General features: G+C 71.5%; 20 protein-coding genes. 14 read left to right on the top strand and 6 right to left on the bottom strand.

The genetic code is table 11. The features are described 5' to 3' along the window. Positions 1–91: 91 nt before the first annotated feature. The 6 genes from hutI (at position 92) to ACQKM2_RS30405 (ending at position 6,185) form a co-directional block, all read left to right on the top strand. Positions 92–1,270 (top strand): imidazolonepropionase, encoded by a 1,179-nt coding sequence (gene hutI / locus ACQKM2_RS30430; RefSeq protein WP_427715297.1) that lies wholly within the window; start codon positions 92–94, stop codon positions 1,268–1,270. 137 nt (positions 1,271–1,407) lie between these two features. Then, positions 1,408–2,094 carry an LPXTG cell wall anchor domain-containing protein gene (locus tag ACQKM2_RS30425; RefSeq protein WP_427715295.1) on the top strand — a complete coding sequence of 229 codons (687 nt, stop codon included), beginning with the start codon at positions 1,408–1,410 and terminating at the stop codon, positions 2,092–2,094. Positions 2,095–2,109: 15 nt separating this feature from the next. Next, the gene (locus tag ACQKM2_RS30420) at positions 2,110–3,156 is read left to right on the top strand and encodes a hypothetical protein (RefSeq protein ID WP_427715293.1); all 1,047 of its coding nucleotides are present in this window, start codon (positions 2,110–2,112) and stop codon (positions 3,154–3,156) included. Beyond that, a complete protein-coding gene (locus tag ACQKM2_RS30415; RefSeq protein ID WP_427715292.1) occupies positions 3,153–4,250 on the top strand; it encodes a hypothetical protein in 1,098 nt (365 codons plus the stop codon). The genes ACQKM2_RS30420 and ACQKM2_RS30415 overlap by 4 nt, the downstream gene beginning before the upstream one ends. Next, a complete protein-coding gene (locus ACQKM2_RS30410; RefSeq protein ID WP_427715289.1) occupies positions 4,247–5,578 on the top strand; it encodes a hypothetical protein in 1,332 nt (443 codons plus the stop codon). Before ACQKM2_RS30415 ends, ACQKM2_RS30410 begins: the two co-directional genes overlap by 4 nt. A 256-nt stretch (positions 5,579–5,834) precedes the next feature. Then, positions 5,835–6,185: a hypothetical protein gene (locus tag ACQKM2_RS30405; protein WP_427715288.1), complete on the top strand. Its 351-nt coding sequence runs from the start codon at positions 5,835–5,837 to the stop codon at positions 6,183–6,185. A 161-nt stretch (positions 6,186–6,346) separates the two neighbouring features. On the opposite strand, the gene ACQKM2_RS30400 is transcribed toward ACQKM2_RS30405, so the two are convergent. Further along, positions 6,347–7,873 carry a peptide MFS transporter gene (locus ACQKM2_RS30400; RefSeq protein ID WP_427715285.1) on the bottom strand — a complete coding sequence of 509 codons (1,527 nt, stop codon included), beginning with the start codon at positions 7,871–7,873 and terminating at the stop codon, positions 6,347–6,349. A 472-nt stretch (positions 7,874–8,345) separates the two neighbouring features. Here ACQKM2_RS30400 and ACQKM2_RS30395 point away from each other — a divergent pair, with 472 nt between their 5' ends. Together ACQKM2_RS30395 and ACQKM2_RS30390 are read left to right on the top strand one after the other, a co-directional pair. Then, positions 8,346–9,023: a response regulator transcription factor gene (locus ACQKM2_RS30395; protein WP_125816630.1), complete on the top strand. Its 678-nt coding sequence runs from the start codon at positions 8,346–8,348 to the stop codon at positions 9,021–9,023. A 52-nt stretch (positions 9,024–9,075) separates the two neighbouring features. Continuing rightward, a complete protein-coding gene (locus ACQKM2_RS30390; RefSeq protein ID WP_427715281.1) occupies positions 9,076–10,341 on the top strand; it encodes an ATP-binding protein in 1,266 nt (421 codons plus the stop codon). Positions 10,342–10,351: 10 nt separating this feature from the next. Here ACQKM2_RS30390 and ACQKM2_RS30385 read toward each other — a convergent pair whose 3' ends face one another. After that, the gene (locus tag ACQKM2_RS30385; RefSeq protein ID WP_427715278.1) at positions 10,352–10,888 is read right to left on the bottom strand and encodes a GtrA family protein; all 537 of its coding nucleotides are present in this window, start codon (positions 10,886–10,888) and stop codon (positions 10,352–10,354) included. A 209-nt stretch (positions 10,889–11,097) separates the two neighbouring features. On the opposite strand from ACQKM2_RS30385, the gene ACQKM2_RS30380 reads away from it, so the two are divergent. After that, entirely contained in the window at positions 11,098–12,237 is a 1,140-nt protein-coding gene (locus tag ACQKM2_RS30380; protein ID WP_427715275.1) for a 5-(carboxyamino)imidazole ribonucleotide synthase, read from the top strand. A 12-nt stretch (positions 12,238–12,249) separates the two neighbouring features. Here the strand turns inward: ACQKM2_RS30380 and ACQKM2_RS30375 are convergent, their stop codons facing one another. Then, positions 12,250–13,467: an RNA-guided endonuclease InsQ/TnpB family protein gene (locus ACQKM2_RS30375; protein ID WP_427715272.1), complete on the bottom strand. Its 1,218-nt coding sequence runs from the start codon at positions 13,465–13,467 to the stop codon at positions 12,250–12,252. Between the two features lie 146 nt (positions 13,468–13,613). On the opposite strand from ACQKM2_RS30375, the gene purE reads away from it, so the two are divergent. The 3 genes from purE (at position 13,614) to ACQKM2_RS30360 (ending at position 16,556) form a co-directional block, all read left to right on the top strand. Continuing rightward, entirely contained in the window at positions 13,614–14,150 is a 537-nt protein-coding gene (gene purE, locus ACQKM2_RS30370; protein WP_427715270.1) for a 5-(carboxyamino)imidazole ribonucleotide mutase, read from the top strand. Further along, a complete protein-coding gene (locus ACQKM2_RS30365) occupies positions 14,147–15,325 on the top strand; it encodes a dipeptidase (protein WP_427715269.1) in 1,179 nt (392 codons plus the stop codon). The genes purE and ACQKM2_RS30365 overlap by 4 nt, the downstream gene beginning before the upstream one ends. A gap of 163 nt (positions 15,326–15,488) precedes the next feature. Continuing rightward, positions 15,489–16,556, top strand: a complete 1,068-nt coding sequence (locus ACQKM2_RS30360; protein ID WP_427715266.1) for a membrane dipeptidase — start codon at positions 15,489–15,491, stop codon at positions 16,554–16,556. On the opposite strand, the gene ACQKM2_RS30355 is transcribed toward ACQKM2_RS30360, so the two are convergent. Together ACQKM2_RS30355 and ACQKM2_RS30350 are read right to left on the bottom strand one after the other, a co-directional pair. Beyond that, complete coding sequence (locus ACQKM2_RS30355; protein WP_427715264.1) at positions 16,553–17,854, bottom strand: glycosyltransferase family 87 protein; 1,302 nt, start codon at positions 17,852–17,854, stop codon at positions 16,553–16,555. The genes ACQKM2_RS30360 and ACQKM2_RS30355 overlap by 4 nt on opposite strands. Positions 17,855–17,858: 4 nt before the next feature. Next, positions 17,859–19,202, bottom strand: a complete 1,344-nt coding sequence (locus tag ACQKM2_RS30350) for a UDP-glucose dehydrogenase family protein (protein ID WP_427715261.1) — start codon at positions 19,200–19,202, stop codon at positions 17,859–17,861. 240 nt (positions 19,203–19,442) lie between these two features. On the opposite strand from ACQKM2_RS30350, the gene ACQKM2_RS30345 reads away from it, so the two are divergent. Then, complete coding sequence (locus tag ACQKM2_RS30345) at positions 19,443–20,600, top strand: acyl-CoA dehydrogenase family protein (protein WP_365146144.1); 1,158 nt, start codon at positions 19,443–19,445, stop codon at positions 20,598–20,600. 198 nt (positions 20,601–20,798) lie between these two features. On the opposite strand, the gene ACQKM2_RS30340 is transcribed toward ACQKM2_RS30345, so the two are convergent. Then, on the bottom strand, positions 20,799–21,974 hold the full coding sequence (locus ACQKM2_RS30340; RefSeq protein WP_427715258.1) for a tyrosine-type recombinase/integrase: 1,176 nt from the start codon (positions 21,972–21,974) through the stop codon (positions 20,799–20,801). A gap of 132 nt (positions 21,975–22,106) precedes the next feature. On the opposite strand from ACQKM2_RS30340, the gene ACQKM2_RS30335 reads away from it, so the two are divergent. Beyond that, the gene (locus ACQKM2_RS30335; protein WP_427715256.1) at positions 22,107–22,649 is read left to right on the top strand and encodes a hypothetical protein; all 543 of its coding nucleotides are present in this window, start codon (positions 22,107–22,109) and stop codon (positions 22,647–22,649) included. Positions 22,650–22,915: the final 266 nt, after the last annotated feature.

The raw sequence follows: 22,915 nt of genomic DNA, 5'->3' as shown, positions 1-22,915 counted from the left end.
GGGCGGAGCCCCCAGAAGCGGGGCCGGGGGCCGCAGGCCCCGGTTTCGGGAAGGGGCGGGGTGGGGGAAACGAACCTCCCGAGAGGAACCCATGACCACCACCCTGATCACCAACATCGGCAGCCTCGTCACCAACGACCCCGCCCTCGGCGACGGCAGCCCCCTCGGCCTGATCGAGAACGCCGCCCTCGTCATCGACGGCGACACCATCGCCTGGGCCGGCCCCGCGGACAAGGCCCCGGCCGCCGACGACCGCTTCGACGCGCAGGGCCGCGCCGTGATCCCCGGCTTCGTCGACTCCCACAGCCACCTCGTCTTCGCCGGCGACCGCACGCAGGAGTTCAACGCCCGGATGTCCGGCCGCGCCTACTCCGCCGGCGGCATCCGCACCACCGTCGCCGCCACCCGCGCCGCCACCGACGCGGAGCTGGAGGCCAACCTGCTGCGCCACCTCGACGAGGCCCGCCGCCAGGGCACCACCACCTTCGAGACCAAGTCCGGCTACGGCCTCACCGTCGCCGACGAGGCCCGCGCCCTGCGCATCGCCTCCGCGCACACCGAGGAGGTCACCTACCTCGGCGCGCACATCGTCTCCCCCGACTACGCCGACGACCCGGCCGGCTACGTCGGCCTCGTCACCGGCGAGATGCTGGCGGCCTGCGCCCCGTACGCCCGCTGGGTGGACGTCTTCTGCGAGAAGGGCGCCTTCGACGGCGACCAGGCCCGCGCCATCCTCACCGCCGGCGCCGCCGCCGGGCTGATCCCGCGCGTGCACGCCAACCAGCTCTCGTACGGGCCCGGCGTGCAGCTCGCCGTGGAGCTGGAGGCGGCCTCCGCCGACCACTGCACCCACCTCACCGACGCCGACGTGGACGCCCTCGCCCAGGCCGCCGGGACCACCGTCGCGACCCTGCTGCCGGGTGCCGAGTTCTCCACCCGCGCCCAGTGGCCCGACGCCCGCCGGCTGCTCGACGCGGGCGCCACGGTCGCCCTGTCCACCGACTGCAACCCCGGGTCCTCGTACACGAGCTCCATGCCGTTCTGCATCGCGCTCGCCGTCCGGGACATGGGCATGACCCCCGACGAGGCCCTGTGGGCGGCCACCGCCGGCGGGGCCCGCGCGCTGCGCCGGACCGACATCGGCCGGCTGGTGCCCGGCGCCCGCGCGGACCTGGCGCTGCTCGACGCCCCGAGCCACGTCCACCTCGCCTACCGGCCGGGTGTCCCGCTCGTCTCCGCGGTCTGGCAGCGGGGGGTCCGCGCCGCCTGACCGGCGGCCGGGCGCCGCCCGCCGGACCGCCCGAAGTACCGTTCGCCCTTTGTCTTCCCTCCGTAAGGTCCCGGGCGTACCTTGTGCCACCAATCTGATGTGTCGTCAGTAACTTGTGGCCCGAGGGGAAGACGAAGGTGTCCGACCGGAAACGCTCCACCGCACTCGCGTTCGCGCTCGCGCTCGCCGGGTCCGCGGTCCTGCTCGCCGCCCCCGCGGCCCACGCCGACGTGGTCGACGTCGAGTACAAGTGCCAGACCCCGATCGGGGACAAGTCGGCGGTCTCGCCCATCGACATCAAGGCCGTCAAGGAGGGCGACGGCTACAAGCTGACGATGTCCTTCCAGAAGGGCGTCTCCTCCAGCCCCATCGAGCTGGGCAAGGGCGCGATGAACCCCAGCGCCGTGATCATGGCCGACGGCGCCGAGAAGGTCTCCGTACCGGTCTCCGGACCGCCCAACCCCGAGGCCGCGCCCGCCAACACCCCCATCAAGATCAGCGACCTGTCGGGCACCTACACCCCGAAGAAGAGCGGCAAGGTCACCTTCACCGCGGGCGTCCTCACCATCAAGGCCATGGGGACCACCACCACCTGCACCCCGGGCAACAGCCCCAAGCCGTCGCTGGAGACGGACGTCACCGCGGCCGGCGGCGGAGCCCCGCAGACCGGCGGCGACGGCGGCGGGGACACCCTCCCGCAGACCGGCCCCGCCGACTCCGCACTCGCCCTCGGCACCCTCGGCGCCACCGTCCTCCTCTCCGGCGCCGCCGGGGTGCTCTGGCTGACCCGGCGCGGCCGGCAGCCCCAGCGCACCCGGTCCTGAACGGAGCGCCCGCCCGTGCCCCCCATACCCGGACGACGCGGCCGCAGGCGGCTCGGCGCCGCGCTCCTCGCCGCCGCGGCCCTGTACGGCGCCCCGGCCGCGGCCGCCGACGAGCCCGCCGCGCCCGCCTGGACCGCCGCGCCCGCCGGCGCCCGCCCCGGCCCGGCGCGCCCGTACTTCTACCTCGCGGGCCCCGCCGGCACCGTCCTGGAGGACCGCCTCACCCTCGACAACCCCGGCGACCGCGAGTACACCGTCACCCTGCGCGGGGCCGACGCCGACAACGCCCCGGACGGCGCCCTCGCCGTGCGCCCCGCCGCGCCGGGGGCCTCCGGCGCCGGATCGTGGATCAGCTTCGGCGGCTCCGCCACCGTGAAGCTCCCGCCCCGCACCCGCGCGGTGGTCCCCTTCACCGTCACCGTGCCGCCCGCCGCCCCGCCCGGCGACCACCCGGCCGCCGTCGTCGCCACCGGGCCCGGCCGCGAGGCGGGCGTACGGATCCACCTGCGCGTCGGGGGCCCGGCCGTGGCCGCCCTCACCGTCGAGGACGTCTCCGTACGCGGCCACGGCGCGGGCACCACCGTGGACTACACCCTGGTCAACCGGGGCAACGTGACCCTCACCCCCGAACTCGCCCTGAGCGCCGAGGGCACCCTGCACGAGCCGGCCGGCCGGCCCGCCCGCGCCCTGCCCGTCGAGCTGCTGCCCGGCCGGCGGGCCCGGCTGAGCGAACCCTGGCCCGACGCGCCCGCCCTCGACCGGGTCGCCGTCACCCTCACCGCCACCGCCCCCGGCGCCGCCCCGGCCACCGCCACCGCCGGGGCCTGGCTGGCCCCCGGCGGCACCGCCGGCCTGGCCGCCGGCGCCCTGCTCGCCCTCGCGGGGACCGCCCTGGCCGCACTGCTCCTCGTACGGGCCCGGCGCACCCGGCACCTGCGGCGCACGGCGGTGGCGCAGGCGCCGGCCCGGGAGGACGCGGCAGCGGACGAGCGCGAGCGCGAGCGCGAGCACGAGCACGAGCATGAGCACGAGCTGACGGAGCTGACGGGAGCACCCAGGTGAGCCGCACGGCCGGCGCGAAGGCCGCATCCCCCCTCGGCGCGGCCCTGGCGGCCCTCGCCCTGGCCCTGCTCCCCCTGCTCCCGCTGCTCGCGGCGGCCGCCCCGGCCGCCGCGGCCGAGGGCAAGCCCGCCGCGGCGCTCTCCCTCCAGGAGGCGGCCAAGGGCACCGAGATCACGGTCACCGGCACCGGCTGGCGGCCGAAGACCCTCGTCATGCTGCTGGTCTGCGGCCAGAACATGATCGGCGGCACCAACAGCTGCGCCAACGCCGACGGCACGGCCGTCTCCGTCACCGACGACGGCCGGTTCACCGCCCGGCTGCCGGTCGCGGAGCCGCCCAAGCCCTGCCCGTGCGTGGTCAACGTGACCTCCGTCAACGGGGACCAGTCCACGGTGGCCGTGCCGCTCAGGATCACCGGCCATCCGGTGGCCGACCTGCCCGCCGAGTCCGGCACGGCCCGCCTCGCGATGCTGACGGGGGTCCGGCTGGCGGGCGGGGACGGGGTGCTGACCTGGTTCGGCGCCCCGCCCGGCCGCAAGTTCACCGCCACCGTCGGCAACCTCGGCTCGGCCCCGGTCAAGGACCCGGTCTTCCAGCTCGGCACCGCGCGGGGGGTCTTCGCCCCGGTGTGGGAGGAGGCCCGCTGGAAGGGGACGATCCCGCCCGGCGGCAAGGCGGAGGTCGCGCTGGACGTGGCCCTGCCGGCGGGCGCCCACGGCGACTACACCGTCTCCCTCAAGTACGGGGACACGGTCCTGGCCGCCCAGCCCTGGGGCGTGGACCGCCCGTACGGGGTGCTGCTCTTCTGGGGCCTGCTGCTGGTGGTCATCCCGACGGCGCTCTTCCGGGCGGGCATGGCCGTCGTCGACCGGGTCCGCCCCCGCGCGGGCGCCCCCGGCCGCCACCGGGGCCCGAAGGCCGCCCCGGACCCGGCCTGGGCGGCGACCGCCCGCCTGCCCGGGGTCACCGCCGCCGGCTCCGCCGGGGACCGGCCGCCGGCCCTCCCGTGGTTCACCCCGCAGCCGCGGGACGCGGGGCCCCCACAGACATCCGCACCGTCCGATCACAGTCCGACGACGAAAGGACCATCGTGAAGACCCAACGGAGGGCGAGCGCGGCCGTGGTCGCGCTGCTGCTCAGCGGCGCGGGTATCGCCGTGGCGGCATCCCCCGCCCAGGCCGCCGAAGCCACGTTCAAGGTCAAGTGCGTACCGCCGGCAGGCGGCGGCGACCCGGTGGAGGGCGAGACCACCGCCAAGATCACCGCACCGGCTTCGGCCAAGGTCGGCGACGAGGTCGACGTGTCGTGGGAGACGGTGAAGCCGGCCTCGAACAACACCGACCTGATGGTGATCCCGAAGGACTCGGTCCAGCCCACCGGCTGGCTCACCGTCGGCGGCGGGGGAGGGGAGGTCAAGGTCGTCGGGGAGAAGAAGAACCCGGAGATCCCGAAGAAGGCCCCCATGGTGATGTCCACCATGAAGGGCAAGCTGAAGCTGACCAAGGCCGGCAAGATCACCGTGACCCCCGGCAAGTACGAGGTCGCGGTGACCTTCTCCTTCGGGACCTTCGTCACCAAGTGCGCCCCGGTGGGCGAGGTGAAGGGCGGGGCGGTCATCGACGTGACGGACGGCGGCGGCACCGGCGGCACGACCACCGGCGGCACGACCACCGGCGGCACGACGACGGGCGGCACGGCCACCGGGGGCGCCACCACCGGCGGTGCCACCACCACGGGCGGCTCCGGCGGCGGCTCCGGCGGCAGCGGCGGCCAGACCGACTTCCCGGGCAAGGCGGTCGAGGTGGCCTACGACTGCGGCGCGGTCGTCCCCGGCGGCATCAAGACCCCGGTCACGGTCAACGCCAAGAAGAACGCGAGCGGCGCCTTCGACCTCACGGTCAAGACCGCCAAGGGGGCCATGGCCGCCCCCATGGCGCTGCCCGCGGGGGCCCTCAAGCCCTCGATGGACATCAAGCTCGGCGGCGCCGACAGCGGCACGGTCAAGGTCACCGGCCCGGCCAACGCCGAGCCGATCCCGGACAAGGCCCCGGTCAGCCTCAGCGACATGACGGGCACCTACAAGCCCGGCAAGTCGGGCAAGGTGACGCTGAGCCCCGACCAGCTGACGATCGACGTCACGATGGCCCCGGGCTCCACCCCGATCAACGTGCCCTGCAAGGCGTCCAGCAGCGGCGTCTCCCTGGAGCTGGACACCACCGCCCAGCCGGGCGGCTCCGGCTCCACCACCTCGGGCGCCGCGGCCTCCGGCGGCTCCGCCGCCGCGGCGGGCGGCCTCGCCGAGACCGGCGCCGACGACGACGGCGGCCTCAAGGCCCTCGGCCTGGTCGCCGGCACCGTGATCCTGCTCGGCGGCGCGGTCTTCACCTTCACCCCGTGGCGCCGCCTGCGCGGCACCCGCTAGCCCCTCCCGGTGACGGGGGAGTGCGCACCCTTCTGTCCGAGGGTGCGCACTCGGGCTTCGCCGGTGCCGCGAGACCGGGACGGAATCGGGCCCCTATTACCGCCCCCGATGCGTGACAATTAAACATTTGTTGGTGATCCAACCGGCGAGTAACGTCCTCCCGTGATGAGGCCTACGGGGTGTGCATCCTCCATCCCATGGGAATGTCATCCGTTTCCGCCGTTGAACGGCAAGAGCTCAAAGTACGGGGTAACAAGTGAAGTTCAAGTCTGTAGTCATCGCAGTCACTGCCGCGTCGGCGATGGCCCTGCTCGGTGCGCCCGCGGCTTCCGCGGCGCCGACGGGCGGTATCGACGGCGGCTGCAAGGCCACCGCCAGCCTGGACAAGCTCGGCCGTCCGACCGCCACGTCCCGCTGCAGCGGCCGGTTCCCCTCGGGGGCCGCCCACCGCGCTGTGATCACCTGTGACATCGTCCAGGGTGCGCGCGAGCACGTCGTCCGGCGGACCTTCCGCAGCGACTGGGCCACCACGGGCTCGGCGGTCTCCGTCGGCTGCGGATTCAAGGCGTTCCTGGTCGGGTCTTCCTCCGAAGTGAAGGGCGCCTGACTTTCAGGGCCCAATTCTTCGATTCGGGTAATCCGTCCGGGGTGTGAATGAATTCGGTCCGGAGCTGGCCATCCGGATATCTCCCGGGATTGTCGGGGAACCAAAAGGGGCGGCCCCGCACACCTTCCGGTGTGCGGGGCCGCCCCTATGGGGCCGGTGCCTCAGCGCACCTCGCCCATCTGCTCCTTGACGTTCTTGCGGTACATGAAGACCGCGACGCCGGCCAGGACGGCGAGGGTGGCCTCGATGGCGACCGCGACCGTGCCGTTCAGGTCGACGGCGAACACCGCCGGGTCGGACAGGAGGCCGGTGATGGAGTCACCGGCCGTGACCGCGAGGAACCACACGCCCATCATCTGCGACGCGTACTTGGCCGGGGCCATCTTCGTGGTGACCGACAGGCCGACGGGGGAGATGCACAGCTCGCCCACGGTCATGATCAGGTAGATGCCGACCAGCCACATCGGGCTGACGGCCTGGCCGTTGGCGGCCAGGGCGATCGGGACCAGGAAGAAGAAGAACGACACGCCGATGACGAACAGGCCCGCGGCGAACTTGCCGACCGTCGAGGGCTCCTTGCCCTTGCGGTTCAGCCACAGCCAGATCCAGGCGAAGACCGGGGCCAGAGCCATGACGAAGAGCGGGTTCAGCGACTGGTACCAGGACGAGGGGAACTCGAAGCCGAGCAGGGACCCGGCAGCCTTGGTCTCGCCGAAGGACTGGACGGTGGAGGCACCCTGGTCGTAGATCATCCAGAAGACCGCGGCCGCGACGAAGAACCAGATGTAGCCGGTCATCTTCGACTGCTCGGACCGGTTGAGGTCCTTGTCGCGCTTGATGCGGATCAGCACGCCCGTCGGCACGATCAGGCCGATCACGGTCAGCGGGATGGTCGCCCAGGCCTTGGTGAACATGCCGGCCATGCCCACGGCGGTGTAGAACACGGCGACGACCGCGACCACGGCGACGATCTTGCGGATCCAGGCGGAGCGCTCGTCGGCCGACAGCGGCTTCGGGACGACGGAGCTGACCGGGTTCAGGTTCTTCGTGCCCAGCAGGAAGGCGACCAGGCCGATGCCCATGCCCACCGCGGCCATGGCGAAGCCGAGGTGCCAGTTGACCTTCTGCCCGACGGTGCCGATGACCAGCGGAGCGAAGAAGGCGCCGGCGTTGATGCCCATGTAGAAGATGGTGAAGCCGCCGTCACGGCGCGGGTCGTTCGCGTCCTTGTACAGCTGGCCGACCATCGTGGAGATGTTGGCCTTCAGCAGACCGGAACCGATGGCCACGAGGGCCAGGCCGACGAAGAAGGTCGCGCCGCCCGGCAGGGCGAGGACCACGTGACCCGACATGATCGTCACGGCCGCGATGGTCACGGTCTTGCGGGGACCCCAGACGCGGTCACCCAGCCACCCGCCCGGAAGGGCGAGGAGGTAGACCATGGAGGCGTAGATGGAGAACACGGTGATCGCCGTGCCCTCGTCCATCCCGATGCCGCCGGCCATGCTGCCCTTTTTGGCATCCGGGCCACCGGAGAGCAGGTAGACGAGGAGCAGGGCCTTCATGCCGTAGAAGCTGAAACGCTCCCACATCTCGGTCATGAACAGAGTGGCCAGGCCACGGGGGTGTCCGAAGAAGGTCTTTTCAGGCGCCGGAGTCGCCGAATCCTTCGTCAGGCTGGAAGCCATGGTCGATCCTTGCTTGCTCGGGACGCTTGGCTTCGTGAGCTGTTCAGCGCCCGGTGGGGGGCGAGCCGGCACCGGCGGCGGTCGTCCCACCCCACGCCCTGGGGTTTCGTCCCCCGTAGTGAGGGGGTGAAGGGGCAGTCGCTACCGGGATCCACGCCCTGCGCGCCTCCTCGCGCGCCGGGCCCGGCCCATAGGTCATTCACTGTCATCTGGGCCGGAACCAACCGACCAGAGCAGAATTTGAGGTCTTTGGCTCGGATTTCGGCACAAAGATCCCCTGAGTAGTGCATCAGGCGTCTCGCCACCATACGACAGGACACCGCCGCATATGGAAGCCCTTGAGATATGGATCACAGGATTCCGGGGAACCGATCCATCAAGTTCGAAGGCGGATAGTAGTCCATAACCCCAGTTCGAGAGGGGTGTGCGGGCAAGCGCCTGCTTCCAGCCGCCGCGGACTACCATCACCCACATGACGCGTGTACTGCTCGCCGAGGACGACGCATCCATCTCGGAACCCCTCGCCCGCGCCCTGCGCCGGGAAGGGTACGAGGTCGAGGTCCGGGAGGACGGCCCCACCGCCCTGGACGCCGGACTGCAGGGCGGCGTCGACCTCGTCGTCCTGGACCTGGGCCTGCCCGGCATGGACGGCCTGGAGGTGGCCCGGCGACTGCGCGCCGAAGGCCACGGCTTCCCGATCCTGGTGCTGACCGCCCGGGCCGACGAGGTCGACACCGTGGTCGGCCTCGACGCCGGCGCCGACGACTACGTGACCAAGCCCTTCCGCCTCGCCGAGCTGCTGGCCCGCGTACGGGCCCTGCTGCGGCGCGGCGCCAACGAGGCCAGCCAGGCCCCCGCCACCCACGGCGTGCGCATCGACGTCGAGTCGCACCGCGCCTGGATGGGGGAGGAGGAGCTCCAGCTCACCGCCAAGGAGTTCGACCTGCTGCGCGTCCTGGTCCGCGACGCCGGCCGGGTCGTCACCCGCGACCAGCTGATGCGCGAGGTCTGGGACACCACCTGGTGGTCCTCCACCAAGACCCTCGACATGCACATCTCCTGGCTCCGCAAGAAGCTGGGCGACGACGCCGCCAACCCGCGCTACATCGCCACCGTGCGCGGCGTCGGCTTCCGCTTCGAGAAGAGCTGACCGTCCACCAGGACGGGCGCCCGCCCTCCGGGGCATCGGGCATCCTCTAGGCATGCGCCGCCGCCTGATCAATTCCACGCTCGCCGTGGTCCTCGTCGTGATCGCCGTGTTCGGGGTCTCCCTCGTCATCGTGGAGACCCGGACCATCACCAGCAGCGCCCAGGACCGCATCGGCTCCGAGGCGCTGCGGCTGCTCGGCATCGTCGAGGCGGACGCCCTGGAGCACAAGCCCGTCGACGCGGGCGCCATCGCCGAGCAGCTCGACCTCGGCACGTACGCCCGCATCACCATCCCCGGCCGCCCGGTCGTCGAGGTCGGCGACCGGATCGACGACAGCGTCATCCGCGGCACCGCGCGCGGCGAGCTGGGCGTGCACGTGGTGGTCGAGGAGTCCCGCGCCACCGTCACCAAGGAGGTCGGGCGGACCCTGGCGGTGGTCGGCGCGGTGGCGCTGCTGGCCGTCGTGGCGGCCGTACTGCTCGCCGTGCGCCAGGCCAACCGGCTGGCCTCCCCGCTCACCGACCTCGCCGAGACCGCCGAACGGCTCGGCTCGGGCGACCCGCGGCCCCGGCACAAGCGCTACGGGGTCCCCGAGCTGGACCGGGTCGCCGACGTGCTGGACTCCAGCGCCGAGCGGATCGCCCGCATGCTGACCGCCGAGCGGCGCCTGGCCGCCGACGCCTCCCACCAGCTGCGCACCCCCCTCACCGCCCTGTCGATGCGGCTGGAGGAGATCACGGTCACCGACGACCTGGAGACCGTACGGGAGGAGGCGAGCATCGCCCTCACCCAGGTGGAGCGGCTCACGGACGTGGTCCAGCGGCTGCTGACGAACTCCCGGGACCCGCGGACCGGCTCGGCGGTCCCCTTCGACCTCGACGAGGTCGTCAAACAGCAGGTGGAGGAGTGGCGGCCCGCCTACCGCAGCGCGGGACGCGCCGTGGTCCGCTCCGGCAAGACCGGCATGCGGGCCGTCGGCACCCCCGGGGCGGTCTCCCAGGTCCTGGCGACCCTCGTGGAGAACGCGCTGATGCACGGCGGCGGCACCGTCGCCCTGCGCACCCGCGTGACCGGCAACCAGGCCGTCATCGAGGTCACCGACGAGGGCCCCGGCGTCCCGCCCGACCTCGGCAACCGGATCTTCGAGCGGGCCATCAGCGGCCGCAACTCCACGGGCATCGGCCTGGCCGTCGCCCGGGACCTCGCGGAAGCGGACGGCGGCCGTCTGGAACTCCTCCAGAGCCGGCCGCCGGTGTTCGCGCTCTTCCTCAGCCGCACCGCCCCGGAGCGCGCGGAGCCGGAGCGTACGGTCAGGTAGCCGTCAGCCGTCAGCCCTGGTTGGCCGCGGGCTCGGGGGTGCGGGGGGTCGCGTCGTCCTCGTGCCCGTCGCGCTGCTCGACGACCAGCGAGTGCGCGGCCGGCGTGGGCAGGGCCTTGAAGACCCAGGTCCGGTAGGACCAGAAGCGGAACACGGTCGCCACGCCCATGCCGACGAACTTGAAGACGTTGTTGGCGAGCGAGCTGTCGAAGCCGAAGCCGTACGTGCCGACGTAGAGCACACCGCTCTCGATGACCATGCCGATCCCGCTGAACAGGACGAAGAGGAGCATCTCGCGGCGCCGGCTGCCCAGGTCGCGGTCACGGTAGGTGAAGTAGCGGAACCCCACGTAGTTCGTGATGATCGCGACCACGATGGCTATGACGTTCGCGCGCACCGTCTGCAGGTCGGTCGTGTTGCGCAGCAGGTTGAAGACGCCGAAGTTGACCAGGACGCCCGCTCCGCCGACCGCCCCGAACTTGACGGCCTCCCGGGCCAGACCGCGCAAGCGCTCGGACAGCGGTACGGCGTTCGGCGTGCTGCTCATGTGATGGTTCAGTCCTGTCCGTCGTCGTCGCCCCGCGGCGGCGCGTCACCCGATCTCGTCAACCACACCATGCTAAGTGTCCCCCGTGCCGGGAGTCCGCGCCCCGGCACCCCTTGCGACGCACGGCACACGCGGCCCGCGGGGACCACCGGCGGGTCCGCGCCAGGGTCACGTCCGAATGGCGGAATACCGGCGGATACCCTGGAGAGGTGACGTTCCCGGTAGTCGGCATGGTCGGCGGCGGTCAGCTCGCCCGCATGACCCACGAGGCGGGTATCCCCCTCGGCATCAGATTCAAGATCCTCAGTGACACCCCACAGGACTCGGCGGCCCAGGTCGTGAGCGACGTCGTCATCGGCGACTATCGCGATCTGGAGACGTTGCGCGCCTTCGCGCGCGGCTGCGACGTGATCACCTTCGATCACGAGCACGTACCCACCGAGCACCTCCGGGCCCTGGAGTCGGACGGCATCCCCGTCCGGCCGGGGCCCGACGCGTTGGTGCACGCCCAGGACAAGGGGGTGATGCGCGCCAAGCTCGACGAGATCGGCGCGCCCAGCCCCCGCCACCGGATCGTGAGCGATCCGGCGGACGTGGCGGCCTTCGCGGAAGAGGTCGGCGGGTTCCCCGTCATCCTCAAGACGGTGCGCGGCGGGTACGACGGCAAGGGCGTGTGGCTCGTCCGCACCCCCGAGGACGCGGAGGCCCCCTTCAAGGCGGGCGTCCCGGTCCTCGCCGAGGAGAAGGTGGACTACGTCCGCGAGCTCGCGGCCAACATCGTCCGCTCCCCGCACGGCCAGGCGGTGGCCTACCCCGTCGTCGAGTCCATCCAGGTGGACGGGGTCTGCGACACGGTGATCGCCCCCGCCCCCGATCTCTCCGAAGCCCTCGCGGGCGAGGCCCAGGCCCTGGCCCTGCGCATCGCCAAGGAGCTCGACGTGACCGGCCACCTGGCCGTGGAGCTGTTCGAGACCACCGACGGCCGCATCCTCGTCAACGAACTGGCCATGCGCCCGCACAACAGCGGCCACTGGACCCAGGACGGTGCGGTCACCTCCCAGTTCGCCAACCACGTCCGCGCGGTCCTGGACCTCCCCCTGGGCGACCCGCGCCCCCGGGCCCGCTGGACGGTCATGGCGAACGTGCTCGGCGGGGACTACCCCGACATGTACGCGGGGTACCTGCACTGCATGGCGCACGACCCGCAGGTGAAGATCCACATGTACGGCAAGGACGTGAAACACGGCCGCAAGGTCGGCCACGTCAACACCTACGGCGACGACCTGGACGATGTGCTGGAGCGCGCACGTCACGCAGCCGGCTACCTCAGAGGAACGATCACCGATTGACCTGCCTCCTCCCTAGCGGGAGGGGGTTCCCACCCTCGCGGGTGGGGCTTCCTGCTTCACCACGGACCGCCCCGGCCGAGAGGAGGACTCCCGTTGAGGTCTGACGCCCGCTCCACAGGCAGTGACCGCCAGCCCGGCGGCCAGAAGATTGATCGCTGCGTTGCCGTCCCGGTCGTGGGCCGTCCCGCAGTGCACGCACGTCCACTCACGGACGTTGAGGGGCATCGTGCCTGCGATCGCCCCACAGGCCGAGCACAGGCGGGTGCTGGGAAACCACCGGTCCACGGTGACCAGGGTGCGCCCGTACCAGGCGGCCTTGTACTCCAGCATGCCGCGCAGCTCGCGCCAGCCCGCGTCGGAGATGGCACGGGCGAGCCCACGGTTCTTGAGCATGTTGCGGACGGTGAGGTCCTCGATCACGAGCGTTTGGTTTTCGCGCACGAGTCGAGTCGTCAGCTTGTGCAGGTGATCACGGCGGCGGTCCGCGATCCGGGCATGGAGCCGCGCCACCCGGGTGCGGGCCTTGCCCCGGTTCCGGCTGCCCTTCTCCTTCCGCGACAGCGCCCGCTGGGCGCGCGCCAGGCGCTTCCGGTCCCTGCGTTCGGGCCTGGGGTTCTGGACCTTCTCTCCGGTGGAGAGGGTGACCAGGGCCGTCAGCCCGAAGTCGAGGCCGATCGCGTTCGTCGTGGCAGGCATTCGAGGCGGGGTGTCCTCGCAGAGCAGGGACACGAACCAACGCCCTCCACGGTCACGGGAGACCGTGACCGTGGACGGCACCGCCCCGTCAGGCAGGGGCCGGGACCAGACGATGTCCAGCGGCTCGGCCATCTTCGCGAGCGTCAGTCGGCCTTCCACGTAGCGGAAGGCGCTGCGCGTGTATTCAGCGCTCGCCCGGGACTTCCGCTTGCTCTTGAAGCGCGGGTGGTTCGCCTGCCTTCCCCAGAACCGGACGTACGCCGCCTGCAGGTGCCTGAGCGTCTGCTGGAGCGGTACCGAGGACACCTCGGCCAGAAAGGCCAGCTCCTTGGTCTTCTTCCATGCCGTGAGCATGGCCGACGTCTGTGCGTAGCCCACTCGCCCTTGACCGGTCGCCCACGCCTGGGACCGGGCGGCGAGGGCCAGGTTGTAGACCTTCCGCACGCAGCCGAACGTACGCGTCAGCTCCGCTGCCTGCGCGTCGTTCGGGTAGAAGCGGTACTTGAACGCCCGCTTCACGGAAGAAGCCCCCATGCCCCGGACGCTAGGGGCGGACATGATCCGAACACAAGCCCAGGTCACAGCATCACAATGCGGTACATCGCCGCAGTACGGCTCCGGGCCGTGGATGCATTTCCCACCCCGGCCGAGTCCGGGAATTCGCACGCAAGGAGATCGGGATGAGCACGTCCCCCGCAGGCCCCGTCGTAGGCATCGTCATGGGCTCGGACTCCGACTGGCCGGTCATGGAGGCCGCCGCCCAGGCCCTGGACGAGTTCGAGATCCCCTACGAGGTCGACGTCGTCTCCGCCCACCGCATGCCGCGCGAGATGGTGGCGTACGGCGAGCAGGCCGCAGACCGGGGCCTGAAGGCGATCATCGCGGGCGCGGGCGGAGCCGCCCACCTGCCCGGGATGCTCGCCTCCGTCACCCCGCTGCCCGTCATCGGCGTGCCGGTCCCGCTGAAGTACCTCGACGGCATGGACTCGCTGCTGTCGATCGTCCAGATGCCCGCCGGGGTCCCCGTCGCCACCGTCTCCGTCGCCGGGGCGCGCAACGCGGGCCTGCTGGCCGTACGCATGCTGGCCGCGCACGACCCGGAGCTGCTCGGCCGGATGCGCGACTTCCAGCAGGAGCTGAACGACCAGGCCACCGAGAAGGGCAAGCGGCTGCGCACGAAGGTCGCGGGCGCGGACTCCTTCGGGTTCGGCAAGTGAGCGCGGCGGACCTGCTGGCGCAGGCCCGGGAGCTGCTCACGGAGTACCCGGTCGTCGACGGGCACAACGACCTGCCCTGGGCGCTGCGCCAGCAGGTCCGCTACGACCTCGACCGGCGCGACATCGCCGGCGACCAGTCGGACCACCTGCACACCGACCTCCCCCGGCTCCGCGCCGGCGGGGTCGGCGCCCAGTTCTGGTCCGTTTACGTGCGCTCCGACTACAGCGGCGACGAGGCGGTCAGCGCCACCCTGGAGCAGATCGACGCCGTCGACCAGCTGATCACCCGTTACCCGGGCTCGCTGGTGCGCGCGCTGACGGCGGACGACATGGAGGCGGCCCGCGCCGAGGGCCGGATCGCCTCGCTGATGGGCGCCGAGGGCGGGCACTCCATCAACAACTCGCTCGCCACCCTGCGCGCCCTGCACCAGCTGGGCGTGCGGTACATGACGCTCACCCACAACGACACCATCGACTGGGCGGACTCGGCGACCGACGAACCCCGCCACGGCGGCCTCACCGGCTTCGGCCGCGAGGTCGTGCGCGAGATGAACCGCATCGGGATGCTCGTGGACCTCTCGCACGTCGCCGCGACGACGATGCGCGACGCCCTCGACACCTCGCGGGCGCCAGTGATCTTCTCGCACTCCTCGGCGCGCGCGGTCTGCGACCACCCGCGCAACGTCCCCGACGACGTGCTGGAGCGGCTCCCCGGCAACGGCGGGGTGGCGATGGCCACGTTCGTGCCCAAGTTCATCCTCCCCGCCGCCGTCGAGTGGACCCTCGCCGCGGACGACAACCTGCGCGCGCACGGCTTCCACCACCTCGACACCACCCCGGAGGCGATGGCCCTGCACCGGGAGTTCGAGGCGGCCCGACCGCGCCCGGTGGCCACCGCCGCCACCGTCGCCGACCACCTGGACCACATGCGCGAGGTCGCGGGCGTCGACCACATCGGCATCGGCGGCGACTTCGACGGCACCGCGTTCACCCCGGAGGGCCTGGACGACGTGTCGGGCTACCCGAACCTGATCGCGGAGCTGATCGGGCGCGGCTGGTCCCGGGCCGACCTGGCGAAGCTGACCTGGTCCAACGCGGTACGGGTGCTGCGCGACGCGGAATCGGCGTCCCGCGACCTCTCGGCCACCCGGGGCCCCTCCAACGCCCACCCCTGACGGCCCCGGCGCACGGGGTCCGGGCCCGCCCCGGGCCCCGTGCCGCCCGCTCGCGGACCGGGACACCACCCGAACGCCACATCCGCCGGGCGGCCCCGGCGTCCCGCGTGTCACGGTGGCAGCATCTTCTCTCCCTGCTGCCGCCGAGACCGGAGCCACTGCCATGGCCGATCTGCAGGATGAACCCCACTCCGTGGGCGTCGGAGCCGAAGACGTCCCCGCCCCCGCCTTCACGGGCGGCGCCCTCGACCGCGCAGCCGCGCTGCTCGCCGTCCATCCCGTCGCGGACGGGTGCAACACCCTCGTCTGGACCCTGCGCCAGAGTCCGTACCACGACATCGACACCCCGGACACCGGTGTCGACACCGACATCCCGCGGCTCCGCGCCGGCGGGGTCGGCGCCCAGTTCTGGACGCTGCTCGTGCCCCCGGGCCGGCCGCGCGCGGACGCCGCCGCCGACCAGGTGGTGTCGGACACCCTCGAACAGATCGACGTGGCGCGGTCCCTGATGCGCCGCTACTCGGACAGCCTGTGCCTGGCGCTGAGCGCCGACGACATGGCCGACGCCCGCAACCGGGGCCGGATCGCCTCGTTCCTCGGCCCCGTCCCCGGCAGTACGCTCACCGACTCCCTCGGAGCGCTGCGGGCCTTCCACGCGCTGGGCGTGCGCATCCTCGCGCCCGCCGGAGCCCCCTGGGCCGAGGAGGGCCTGACGGCCTTCGGCCACGAGGTGGTCAAGGAGGTGAACCGGCTGGCGATGCTGCTGGACCTGACGGGCTGCCCGCCGGCCGCCGCCTGCCAGCTCGCGGCGGCGTCCAAGGCGCCGGTGATCGTCTCGAACACCGGGGCCGCCGCCCTCAACCCGCATCCGGGCAACGCCACCGACGAGGTGCTGCTCGCGCTGCGGTCGGCGAACGGCCTGGCGATGGTCACCTTCGACATGGCCCGGACCGGGGACTCCCTGCACGCGGTGGCCGACCACCTGGACCACGTACGGGCCATCGCGGGCCCGGAGTGCGTCGGACTCGGCGCGGCCTTCGGCGCCGAGCGGGGCGGTCCCCGCCCGACCGGCCTGACGGACCCCTCGGGCTACCCGCACCTGATCGCCGAGCTCCTGGAACGGGGCTGGACGGAATCCGACCTGGCCCTGCTGACCTGGGGCAACGCCCAGAGGGTGCTGCGAGACGCGGAGTTCATCGCCCGCGCCGCCCAGCACCGCAGAGCGCCCTAAGCGGGGGCGGCCTCCGGCGCCCGCCCGCGCAGGACGGTCGCCTTCCACAGCCGGACCGCGGACCACACCGTGGCGTAGAGCAGGAGGCCGTTGCGCAGGCACAGCAGGACCGTGCCGAGCGCGCTGGTGGCGAGGATGTCGGCGTACCAGACCGGGAAGATCAGCGTGGTCAGCGCGTTGGCGGCGACGAGCAGCCAGGCGACCGGGCGCTGGGTGGTGTTCCTGGAGGTCAGGCAGACGGCGGCGAGACCGAGCAGCCAGATCATGTACTGCGGGCTGATGACGCGGCTGGTGACCGTGAAGACCATGATCGCGCAGAGCGCGGCGTCGAAAGGCGTCGCGCTCGTCCAGTGGTTCGCCCGGACGCGCCACAGCAGGAGCAGCAGGAAGCCGGCCAGGGTCAGGGCGAGCGAGGCCCGCGCGATGTCCGGCACGTACGGGCCGATGTACTCGAAGGCCCCGTACTGGAAGTCGATCCGGCCGGGCCACAGCTCCAGGAAGCGGGCCGCCATCAGCACGGAGCCGCCGAGGGACTCGACCTGCACGCCGCGGTCGCCCTGGTTGCCGAGGAAGCCGAGCGGGTCGCTGAACAGCGCCGCGAAGACGGCGAGCAGTGCCGCGCCGGACAGCGCGGCCGCGACGAGGGCGTCCCGGGTCGACCTGCCGCGCGGGGTGCCGAGCAGGGTCAGCAGCGGCCACACCTTGACCATCGCGCCGATGCCGGCGACGATCCCGCCGGCCCGGGGGCGGCCGCGCAGTGCGAGCAGCGCGAAGACCGCGAGCAGGGTGACCTGGATGTCGTAGCGGGCGAAGGGGGTCGCCATCATCATCGGCAGCGCCACCAGCCACAGCAGGGCGCCGGCCATGCTGCCGTCGCTCCTGCGCGCCGCCCGGACGAGGCCGAGCAGGACCACGCCGTCGCAGAGCACCGTCAGGGCCACGAAGGCCTGGAAGTAGGTGAGGAACGGCAGCAGGTCGGGGGAGAGGAAGACCGCCGCCGCGGCCGGGGGGTACTGCCACATGATGTCGTTCTGCGGCAGCGTCCAGGTCGAGAGGACGTCGTACCAGTTGTGGTAGGTCGCGGTGACCTCCACGCGGACGAGGTTCGAGCTGAAGAAGTCGTTGACGAGCATCCAGAGCATCGCGGCCCGGCTGGCCAGCCAGAAGGCGGCGATGCCGAGCAGGGCGCCGCGGCCGCGCGCGGCCGCTTCGAAGGACGTCCGCCGGCGGTGCGAGGCGGGCGCGGCCGCCGTGGCGGGGGCGCCCGGGCCGGCGGGGAGGCTGCTGGTCGTCGTCATGGCGTCAGGCCTGCGGCCGGCCCATCGCGCGGTACGTCCAGCCGGCCGCCCGCCAGCGCGCCGGGTCCAGGGCGTTGCGCCCGTCGAGGACGAGGCGGTCGGTGACGACGGCGCCGAGTTCGGCGGGGTCGAGGTCGCGGAACTCGCGCCACTCGGTGAGGTGCAGGACGACCTCGGCGCCGCGGGCGGCCGCGAGCGCGGAGTCCGCGTAGCCGAGGGTGGGGAAGACGCGGCGGGCGTTGTCCATGCCCTTGGGGTCGTAGACGGTGACCTGGCCGCCCTGGAGGTGGATCTGCCCGGCGACGTTGAGGGCGGGGGAGTCGCGGACGTCGTCGGAGTCGGGCTTGAAGGTGGCGCCGAGGACGGCGACCCGCTTGCCGAGGAAGGAGCCGCCGACGGCCTCGCGGGCCAGCTCGACCATGTGGCCGCGGCGGCGCATGTTGATGGAGTCGACCTCCCGCAGGAAGGTCAGGGCCTGGTCGGCGCCCAGCTCGCCGGCGCGGGCCATGAAGGCGCGGATGTCCTTGGGCAGGCAGCCGCCGCCGAAGCCGATGCCGGCGCGCAGGAACTTCGAGCCGATCCGGTCGTCGTGGCCGATGGCCTCGGCCAGCTTGACCACGTCGCCGCCGGCGGCCTCGCACACTTCCGCCATCGCGTTGATGAAGGAGATCTTGGTGGCCAGGAAGGAGTTCGCGGCCGTCTTGACCAGTTCCGCGGTCGGGAAGTCGGTGACCACCAGCGGGCTGCCCTCGGACATCGGGGTCTCGTACACCTCGCGCAGCAGCTTCTCGCCGCGCTCGCCCCGGACGCCGATGACGATCCGGTCGGGGTGCAGGGTGTCCTGCACCGCGAAGCCCTCGCGCAGGAACTCCGGGTTCCACGCCAGTTCCACGTCCGCGCCCGCCGGGGCCAGCTCCGCCAGCTTCGCCGCGAGCCGCGCCGCGGAGCCCACCGGCACGGTCGACTTGCCGACCACCAGCGCCGGCCCGTCCAGGTGCGGGGCGAGCGACTCGAAGGCCGCGTCGACGTACGACATGTCGCAGGCGTACTCGCCGTGCTTCTGCGGGGTGTTCACGCACACGAAGTGGACGTCGCCGAACGCGCCGAGCTCCTCCCAGGACCGGGTGAACCGCAGCCGGCCGCTGGATCCGGGAAGTCCCGCCACGTGCCGGGCGAGCAGATCCTCCAGGCCGGGCTCGTACATCGGGGCCCGGCCGGCCTCCAGCATCGCGATCTTCTCCGGGACCACGTCCAGGCCCAGCACCTCGAATCCGAGTTCCGCCATGGCCGCGGCGTGGGTGGCGCCGAGGTAGCCGGTGCCGATCACGGTGATCTTGAGGGGGGCCATGGATGCTCCAGAGGTGCGGGGCCGTTTGCGGCCCCGAGCATAGTCGGGCCGGTCCGGGGGGACGTTCCCAGGAGCATCCGGCTGTCACGCAGCTCACGTACGCGCCGCATATCGCTGCACGGACGCCGGGAACTAGAATTTGGGTTACTTAACGGTAGTTAGCATCCCGCGCCGGGCGCGCGACAGCGACACACGGCTGTCGCCCGCTCCACGGCGCGTGACCTTGGGGAGTGAGAGATCTTGGCGGGTTCTGCCGACTTCGACCTGTACCGCCCGGCCGAGGAGCACGACATGCTCCGCGAGTCCGTCCGCGCGCTCTGCGAGGCGAAGATCCTCCCGTTCGCGGCCGCGGTCGACGAGGAGGCCCGCTTCCCGCAGGAGGCCCTCGACGCCCTCGTCGCCAACGACCTGCACGCCGTCCACGTGCCCGAGACCTACGGCGGCGCCGGCGCCGACGCCCTCGCCACCGTGATCGTGATCGAGGAAGTGGCCCGCGTCTGCGCCTCCTCCTCCCTGATCCCGGCCGTGAACAAGCTCGGCTCCCTCCCGGTGATCCTCTCCGGCTCCGAGGAGCTCAAGGCCAAGTACCTCGGCCCGCTGGCCAAGGGCGACGGGATGTTCTCGTACTGCCTCTCCGAGCCCGACGCGGGCTCCGACGCGGCCGGCATGAAGACCCGCGCGGTCCGCGACGGCGACTTCTGGGTGCTCAACGGCGTCAAGCGCTGGATCACCAACGCGGGCGTCTCCGACTACTACACGGTCATGGCCGTCACCGACCCGGAGAAGCGCTCCAAGGGCATCTCGGCCTTCGTCGTCGAGAAGTCCGACGAGGGCGTCTCCTTCGGCGCCCCCGAGAAGAAGCTCGGCATCAAGGGCTCCCCGACGCGCGAGGTCTACCTCGACAACGTCCGCATCCCCGCCGACCGCATGATCGGCGCCGAGGGCACCGGCTTCGCCACCGCGATGAAGACCCTCGACCACACCCGCATCACCATCGCCGCCCAGGCCCTCGGCATCGCCCAGGGAGCCCTGGACTACGCCAAGGGCTACGTCCAGGAGCGCAAGCAGTTCGGCAAGCCGATCGGCGACTTCCAGGGCGTCCAGTTCATGCTCGCGGACATGGCCATGAAGATCGAGGCCGCCCGCCAGCTGACCTACGCGGCCGCCGCCAAGTCGGAGCGTGTCGACAGCGACCTGACCTTCTTCGGCGCCGCCGCCAAGTGCTTCGCCTCCGACGTGGCCATGGAGGTCACCACGGACGCCGTCCAGCTCCTCGGCGGCTACGGCTACACCCGCGACTACCCGGTCGAGCGCATGATGCGCGACGCGAAGATCACCCAAATTTATGAAGGTACGAACCAAGTCCAGCGAATCGTCATGGCGAGGAACCTTCCTTAGTAGCGTTTTCGCAGGTCAGCGCCCCTTTGTGTCGCCCGGGAGTCGTGATCGGCTTTCGGACCGTTCGGGCCCGTTCCGGGCCGCTCCTGGGCGTCATGCTGGGGAGATCCTGGGCTGACGATGAGGTCCGAACCGGCTTTGACCTGTGCAAACAAAAGACCCCCGGCATAGCGCCGGGGGTCTTTGGCATGGGCCGGGTCAGGCGACTTCGCCCCGCCCCGTGGGGTCGTTCGCACCAGCCGTCAGCATGGTTGCGATGGCCGTGCGTCCGCGCTGCTCGGCCCCCTCGAAGATGTAGTGGTAGTGCTCGCGGAGCACGTCCGTGCTGCTGTGCCCCATCCAGTCGGCCACGTCGTTCTCAGGGACGCCCGCATAGAGCAACCGGGATCCGTAGTAGTGCCGCATGGAATGCGGCTTGCAGTAGGGCACCTCGCCCTTCGTCAGGGCGGGCAGCCAGATCTGCCGGTAGAAGTACGAGGCGTACACGTACCCGGTGCGGGTCGCGTTGGGGAACAGCAGGCGCTCCGGCCCCCACATGCCGTGGTTCTTGATGTGCCTGCGCAGCTCGAACGCCACATTCGGAGGGAGTGGCACGATGCGCCCAGGCTCCTCCTCGTCCCGGGCCTTGATGTGCCGTCGTTGTAGAGCGCTGTTCTTGCCGGACTCGGATTTGCCGTCCTCCGTGATCTGGAAGTCAACGCGCAGGACTTCGGCCTGGAAGTCGATCTGATCACGGGAGACCGCCATGGCCTCACCGATCCGCAGACCGCATCCCGCCATGAGCCAGAGCATCGCTCGGTACCGGGGCGGGGCCCCGTTGAGCATCGCCAGGACTTCCCGAGTCGTCAGCCGCCTGGCGGTGCTCTTGTGCTCGCGGAGCTCCTTGGCTCGGCTGCCCGCGTGTCTGATCTTCTTGCACGGGTTGCGCTCGATGATCTCGTTGACCACGGCCCAGTCCATCATCCCGGAGAAGAACGAGAACCGCTGGCGCCGGGTCCGAGCTGAGAGCTTGCGGTTCTGCTCCATCCACAACAGCCACTGCTCGATGTCCGCGACCTTCAACGAGACGATGGAGCGGGCCTTGAAGAACGGTTCGAGGGTCGTGTTCTGGATCGATCGGTACTGCTTCTTGGTGCTGTTCTCCAGCTTCCTTTGATTCGTCCATTGCTCCCAGACCGCGGTCACCGGCTGCTTCCCCAGCTTGTCGTCCAGGCAGGCCCCTGCGTCCAGCTCCTGCTCCTTCCGCTTCCGGTGCTCGTCAGCGCGCTTCTTCATCTCGAACGACTTCTGCCGCAGGTCGTCATCCGGGTCGTACCAGAACGTCGTCCATTTCTTCGGATCGTCCTTGGAACGCGCCACCCATGCCCTTGCCACGTGCCGGCCTCTCCCGTCGTGAATGGGCCGCCCCGTGCCGTCCGTGGTTGCCCCCCTGCCACCAGTCTGCATGCTGGCCACCCTCAGCTGTCAACACCAGGTGGACCGCCCTGGGTGGCGTATGGTAGGGGCATGCGAGCAGGTGAGAGTGGATACGAGATCACCCAGCAGTACGGGGGCTGGGTGGTCCGGCTGTGGTGGCCGGAGGGGCCCGTCACGGGTGGTCCGCAGCGGGTGACGGTACAACCGGCCGACGATGCCGAACCCGGCGATGTCGTGCGAGGCGTCTCCACGACCGTTCTCCGGAGGCTGGACATCGCTGCCGCCACGCAGCTGGCCAAGAAGGCGCCAGAGGCCCAGAGGAGCCTCCAGGACTTCACGCAACGGCTAGACACCTCGGCTGAGGCCGCAGGGCGCCTGCTGGCCGAGGAGGGCGTTTCGGAGCGCTACCTGGCGACCCTGGCCCTGGCCTACTCCGCCATGGCTGCGGGTGGGGCCCCTGCTCCGGTCCCATGGCTTGCCCGGCTGATCCGACGGCGCCCGGAGACGATCAAGGACCACTTGAAGAAGGCGCGCAGGGACGGCTATTTGGGCACCGTGGCGGGCAAGGCGGGTGGAGAGGTGACTGACAAGACCAGATCGGTGCTGGACTCCATGTCGGCTGCGGAAGGTTAACCGAACCGCCGTCCTCAGCTCCGTGTTCCGTTGGAGTCCCCGAGGCAACCGGGGCTTTCCCATTTCCTGGAGTGGTACTTGCGTGTCCGGGATCGGGCCGAATTCGGTCGCCTGATCCGTCTTCCGCACGTGGAGGACAAGGTCAGCGGTCTCGTCGTCCACTCGGACGGTGGGACAGGGGTCCTCGTCGGTGTGGGGGTCCTTGCCGAGGAACAGCGGAGACATGGCCAGGTCTCCCGGCGTCGAACCTGTTGCGACTGGGCCTT

The organism is Streptomyces sp. NPDC004126, assembly GCF_050275515.1.
Taxonomy (GTDB): Bacteria; Actinomycetota; Actinomycetes; order Streptomycetales; family Streptomycetaceae; genus Streptomyces.
This window is presented reverse-complemented; position numbering and strand designations above follow the sequence as displayed.

Bases quoted from the DNA above. Each gene is read 5' to 3' on its own strand.
- purE (WP_427715270.1), top strand. From the start codon at position 13,614: ATGAGCACGTCCCCCGCAGGCCCCGTCGTAGGCATCGTCATGGGCTCG.
- ACQKM2_RS30375 (WP_427715272.1), bottom strand. From the start codon at position 13,467: ATGGGGGCTTCTTCCGTGAAGCGGGCGTTCAAGTACCGCTTCTACCCG.
- ACQKM2_RS30385 (WP_427715278.1), bottom strand. From the start codon at position 10,888: ATGAGCAGCACGCCGAACGCCGTACCGCTGTCCGAGCGCTTGCGCGGT.
- ACQKM2_RS30390 (WP_427715281.1), top strand. From the start codon at position 9,076: ATGCGCCGCCGCCTGATCAATTCCACGCTCGCCGTGGTCCTCGTCGTG.
- ACQKM2_RS30395 (WP_125816630.1), top strand. From the start codon at position 8,346: ATGACGCGTGTACTGCTCGCCGAGGACGACGCATCCATCTCGGAACCC.
- ACQKM2_RS30400 (WP_427715285.1), bottom strand. From the start codon at position 7,873: ATGGCTTCCAGCCTGACGAAGGATTCGGCGACTCCGGCGCCTGAAAAG.
- hutI (WP_427715297.1), top strand. From the start codon at position 92: ATGACCACCACCCTGATCACCAACATCGGCAGCCTCGTCACCAACGAC.
- ACQKM2_RS30355 (WP_427715264.1), bottom strand. From the start codon at position 17,854: ATGACGACGACCAGCAGCCTCCCCGCCGGCCCGGGCGCCCCCGCCACG.
- ACQKM2_RS30335 (WP_427715256.1), top strand. From the start codon at position 22,107: ATGCGAGCAGGTGAGAGTGGATACGAGATCACCCAGCAGTACGGGGGC.
- ACQKM2_RS30360 (WP_427715266.1), top strand. From the start codon at position 15,489: ATGGCCGATCTGCAGGATGAACCCCACTCCGTGGGCGTCGGAGCCGAA.
- ACQKM2_RS30350 (WP_427715261.1), bottom strand. From the start codon at position 19,202: ATGGCCCCCCTCAAGATCACCGTGATCGGCACCGGCTACCTCGGCGCC.